At 46.7% G+C, this 5,631-nt stretch carries 4 protein-coding genes; all 4 read right to left on the reverse strand.

Annotation, left to right across the window (positions count from 1 at the left end; genetic code table 11):
- On the reverse strand, positions 1-1,317 hold a 1,317-nt coding region (locus ABN764_RS29275), incomplete at its 3' end, for an ABC transporter substrate-binding protein (RefSeq protein WP_446673843.1).
- 96 nt (positions 1,318-1,413) lie between these two features.
- The gene (locus ABN764_RS29280) at positions 1,414-2,772 is read right to left on the reverse strand and encodes an ABC transporter substrate-binding protein (protein ID WP_446673844.1); all 1,359 of its coding nucleotides are present in this window, start codon (positions 2,770-2,772) and stop codon (positions 1,414-1,416) included.
- Between the two features lie 46 nt (positions 2,773-2,818).
- Positions 2,819-4,177: an ABC transporter substrate-binding protein gene (locus ABN764_RS29285; RefSeq protein ID WP_446673845.1), complete on the reverse strand. Its 1,359-nt coding sequence runs from the start codon at positions 4,175-4,177 to the stop codon at positions 2,819-2,821.
- Positions 4,178-4,419: 242 nt separating this feature from the next.
- On the reverse strand, positions 4,420-5,631 hold a 1,212-nt coding region (locus tag ABN764_RS29290), incomplete at its 5' end, for an extracellular solute-binding protein (RefSeq protein ID WP_446673846.1).

Consider the following 5,631-nt stretch of genomic DNA (forward strand, 5'->3'; position numbering starts at 1 on the left):
TGCAGATTCTCGTACTTTCATTAGCAATTCCTGTGCCTTCTCCTCAAGAGCAGCTGCTGCCTCATCAACTGTTTTCTCGTTCGCGACGACGGCATCCAGCTCCACACGCAGCGGCTTATCGAATAATACGAAGAACTTGAACGGGATACGCGCATCTCTCTGAATGTTGTTCTCCGTCCTGATCTTCGGCACATAGAACGGATCCGTACTTCTGCCCTTTATGTCCTTCAAATAACCGTTGCGTGAAGGAAGCCCGTCCCACAGTGCACGAGAGCGGGCCTGCGCCATTTCCGGGCCGTTCACGAACTTGACGAATTCCCATGCTGCACGCTTGTTGGCGGAGTCGGCTGCAACTGCATAGATGTATCCAAATTCGATACTTGAAGAATCCATTGCAGGATCGATTGGCGCTGTAACTACACCCCAATCTTTCTTACTATTTCTAAGCTCCTGAGCTGTGTTAGCATTGCTTATCATCATCGCAGCTTGATCATTACGAAAATAACTTTTTTGCGTATGAATTTGGCCTTCTGGATGGAAGAACACCGTTTTGCTGCGCATCGCATCTGTTGTCTGCTTGATCGCTCTTTTCCAGCCCTCTGTGTTCAGAAGCACCTTCTCTCCCTTCGGATCGAACAGTCTCAATCCGGAGGTATCGGCGATTTCGAACAAGAAGTAGCGTAAACTTCCTACCCATTCGTAGTATCCGTGCACCTTATTCTCGCCGCTTCCGATATTGGCAAATCTCGCAGACAAATCCAACACTTCCTGCCAGGTCATATTGTTCTTCGGCGGTTCGATGTGATGCTCCTTGAACAACGCTGCGTTATAGTATAAAACCTGTCTGTCGACAAAAGGAGCAAGCCCGTATAGCTTGCCGTTGCCTAAGCTTTTGATTCTGTCGATCAGCCCCGGTAAAAAGCCCTTCATATCATAGTCATCCTGCCGGATTATTTCCTCTAACTCGTACAGCTTGCCATCTTTCGCAAATGATTGAAACGTTTCTCCATACATCCTTAATACGTCAGCACCGGAGTTCTCCAGCAGTTTCTTCTTTTCCGCATCCCAATCTTCCGCGCTAATCGTCTTCCCAAGATTTTTGAGCACCTGAATCTCCGAGATGACTTCGACTTCAATCTGCGGATATTTCATATGAAAATACTTCCCGTAATCGCGGTAGAATGCCTCCTCATCCTGATAGAGCACCTTGATTTTACTTGGCTGCAATGGCTCCAGCGCTTCCTTCTTGCCGAAGCAGCCGCTCATTAGGGAAATGATCGTCAACAGCAGAATCGCAACTTTCCATCTATGATGCATATTTTTCTAGCTCCTTCTTGATTAAACCTGTACGTAGTACCGAACCCTTTGCTTCTTCTATTGTGGAATGTAAGCATAGGTAGCTTGTGAAGCCTTTCAAGGCTCCTTCTCCGCTGCTTCACGCGCTTTTAGGAGTACCTCTTGCCCCTTGATCTCCAGCTCGGCTAACGCTTCGTCCACTGATTTCTTATTATTAATAACGGCTTGCATCTCTTCCTGCAACGGCTTATCGAACAGTCGGTTGAAGCTAGATGGAACATGCTCATTCATCCACACCGTGCTCCCCTGCTTGACCTTCAGCGTATAGAACGCCTCCATACTCTTGCCGTCAATCTCGTTGGCATAGCCAGTACGCGAAGGGAGCGAGCCGTTTATTGTTCTTGATCGAGATTGGGCCATTTCTTTTCCACTCACAAACTTGACTAATTCCCAGGCTGCACGCTTATTTGGCGAGTCAGCTGAAATTGCCGCAATTTGGAACAAAGAAATCGATTGTGACGGATTCGCAGGATCGATTGGCACCGTGACGACACCCCAATCTATCGGCTTTTCTCCCTCCGCATAAGTAGGCCGCTGCTTCAACTCCATTAACACGAAGGTATCCGCGAACATCATCGCGGCTTTCCCTTCGAAAAAGTAGCTTTTTTGTGTATACATTTGACTTTCTGGATGGAAAAATACCGATTTATTACGAACAGCATCCACTGCAAGCCTCATGGCTTGTTTCCAGCCATCCGAGTTCAGAAGCACCTTCTCTCCCTTTGGATCGAACACCCTTAAGCCGGATGTATCAGCGATTTTGTACATCAGCCTGCCTGGGTCTCCGAAGTATGGTTCATACAAGCCGTGCACTTTATTGTCGCCAGCGCCAATACTGGAAAATCTCGCGGCCAAATCAAATACTTCCTGCCAGGTCATGTTATTCCTCGGTGGCTCAATTTGATGCTCCTTAAATAAAGCTTTGTTGTAATAAAGAACCTGCCTGCTGAAGGATGGCGCCAGTCCATACAGCTTGCCGTTGCCCATATTTTTGATATTGTCCAGCAATCCCGGCATAAAGCCATCGACATCATATTCATCCTGGCGGATCGCGCCCTCCAAATCATACAGCTTGCCATCTTGAGCAAATAGCTTGAATATATAATCATCCAGTAAAAATACATCCGCCCCCGAGTTCTCCAGCAGCTTCTTTTTTTCTACAAAATAGTCATCCGCATTAATGATTTTCCCAAGCTTTTTCAGCACCTGCGTCTCGGGAATGACCTCGACCTCAATTTGCGGATATTTCATATGAAAATATTTCCCGTAATCGTGGTAGAAGGCTTCCTCATCCTGATAGACCACCTTGATTTTGCTTGGCTGCAGCGGTTCCAGTGCTTCCTTCTTGCCCAAGCAGCCGCTTATCAAAGAGAGGATCGTTAGCAGCAGGATTGCTATTTTCCATTTGTTATGCACGTTGTTTCCTCACCGTTCCTTTACTTATGAGCTTCCTTTGAGCTTCCTATTGCCTTCTTTTCGTTTCTTCTTGCAATTTAGACAATATCTCCTGTCCCTTTATCTCCAGCGCGGCAGCCGCTTCATCTACTGACTTCTTGTTATCGATAACGGCCTGAAGCTCTCCCTCCAGCGTCTTATTGAAGAGCCTGTAAAATTCGGATTCGGATACATTCCCCCCTATACTGTCTCTGTTCTTGACATTCAACATATAGAATGCTTCCATGCTCTTTCCTTTAAATTCCTTCAAATAGCCCGTACGCGAAGGCATAGCGCCGCTCATCGTCCTTGAACGGGCATGAGCCATCTCCGGACCGCTTGTGAACTTAACGAATTCCCAGGCAGCTCGTTTATTTGGCGAGTTGGCTGAGACTGCAAAGAGCGAATAAAGAGAAACACCTATCGATTCGTACCCGGGTTCAATTGGAAAAGTAACAACTTCCCAATCCACCGGCACGTCGTTATTTCTGACGAATCCCGTTATTGGAGTGGTACCTATCGTCATAGCGGCCTGACCGTTATAGAAGTCGTTTTCTGATGGATAGATCTGCTCTTCTGGAGCGAAATATACCGCTTCGCTGCGCACGGCATCCGTCGCCAGTTTTATTGCTTTTTTCCAACTATCTGAATTGATTAGCACCTTCTTCCCTTTCGGATCGAATAGCTTCAATCCAGAACTATCGGCGATATCGAACATCACCGTGCCCGCATCGCCATAGGAATAGTACATGCCATGTACGGGATCGTTACCTTGTTTGACATTAGTGAATCTCAAAGCTAAATGAAGCACCTCCTGCCAAGTCATCTTGTTCGTAGGCGGGTCGATCTGATTTTCCTTGAACAATTTTGTATTGTAGTACAGCGCACGAACGCTTACTTGGGGAGTCAACCCATACAACTTGCCGTTGCCCAGGTTTTTGATCGAATCGATAAGCCCCGGCATAAACTCCTCGACATTATAGCCGTCCTGCCCGATGACTTCTCCAATATCATAAAGCTTCCCGTCGGCGGCGAATTGCTCGAACATTCCGCTGTCCAGCATATATACATCTACATCCGCCTTCTCGAGCAGCTTCTTTACTTCCGCCTCATATTCATCCGCGCGAATCATCTTCCCGAGATTTTTGAGCACTTGAACCTCCGGAATGACTTCAACCTCAATCTGTGGATATTTCATACTGAAGTACTTTCCGTAATCATGGTAGAAGGCCTCCTCATCTTGATAGACCAGCTTGATCTTGCTTGGCTGCAGCGGTTCCAGCGGTTCCAGCACTTCCTTCTTGCCCAAGCAGCCGCCTATGAATGACAAAATCAATACGAGTATCACTGCAAATCTTAATCTTTGTACATATTTCTTCTTCTCCATCTCCGTTCTTCTCCATCTCCATTCTTTTCTCCGGGGAAGGAACCCGTTTTAGATTCACCCTCCCAAAAAGCTTTCCTAATATATAACAATCCGGATTATGTGAAATGTGACGCATTCCGAAATTTACTGAGTCAAAGAACAAGCACTGATTTCGGTTTGAGCCAAAATTGTGCACAAAAAAAGATCGAGAGCAGGAACATTTCGTCGTCCCTGCTCTCGATCTTTTTCTGAACCATTTACTATTACTGCTTGGTTTCCCGCGACCTATCCAATATCTCTTGTCCCTTGATTTGAAGCTCGGCAACTGCATCGTCCAGTGTTTTCTCTTTTTCAATCACAGAATTCAATGCATCCGACAGTAAAGCATCAAATTCGGAATGGAAACCCGCCGGAATACTCTTTTTATCAGACACTCCACTGACTTGCATTGGCTTTAACAGATAGAACGCATCCGTTTCCCGCCCTCTAAAATCCTTGAAATAGTCTGACCGCGTGGGGAGCGTATCGTTCATTGCCTTCCCCGCAACCTGTGCCATTTCCGGACCATTCACGAACTTGACAAATTCCCAAGCCGCCCGCTTATTCGGAGAATCCGCTGATATGGCATAGATTTCCGACAATTTCACGTAAGCCGATTCATCGGGCATAGCAGGATTAACAGGTGCGGCCGCGATGCCCCAGTCGATCTCCGGGGTCTTCGAATAGTAGGGAATATCCCGCAAGAAGGAAGCAAACCACGGCGCTTGAATCGTCATGGCTGCATGACCCATGTAGAACATCTCGTTAGATCGGCTGTACTGCTTCAAGTAGTCTCTATGTTTCTCATAGTCGGCGTCATCGTATCCATCAAGCTGTTCGCCTTCCTTCATTGGAGGAGGAGCATAAGCCGCATGATTGCGGACGGCATCTGCCGTCATCTTCATCGCTTCTTTCCAGCCATCCGAATCGATCAACAGCTTGCCTGATTTCGCATCAACTAGCTTAAGTGCCGATGCAGCAGCGATATCATACAACAAACTTGCTGGACCTCTCGTTTGATACAAGCCAAACACTTGCTTCTTTCCCGATTCGACACTCGCAAATCTCTCTGCCAGATCAAGAAGCTCCTTCCACGTCATTTTCCCGTTTGGCGGCTCAATTTGATACTTCTTGAACAAATTTCGATTATAATAGATGACATTTGTCTCGAAGGATGGAGTAAGCCCGTACAACTTTCCGTTCCCTTTTGCCCGCAGCCTATCGATAAGTCCAGGCATGAATCCGTCCAGCTTGTATTGATCCTGGCTAATAGCCGGCTCTATGTCATACAACCTTCCTTCTTGAGCGAAGGCCTCAAACATGCTTTCATTCAAAAACAGTACGTCCGGCTTATATTTGTCGAGCAGCTTTTTCTTTTCCTCTGTCAAATTGAATGCCTCGTTTTTTTCGGCTTCGTCAAATAATTCTGCTTCACT

It is taken from the genome of Paenibacillus wuxiensis (assembly GCF_040195695.1).
In the GTDB taxonomy this organism is placed as follows: domain Bacteria; phylum Bacillota; class Bacilli; order Paenibacillales; family Paenibacillaceae; genus Paenibacillus_B; species Paenibacillus_B suaedae.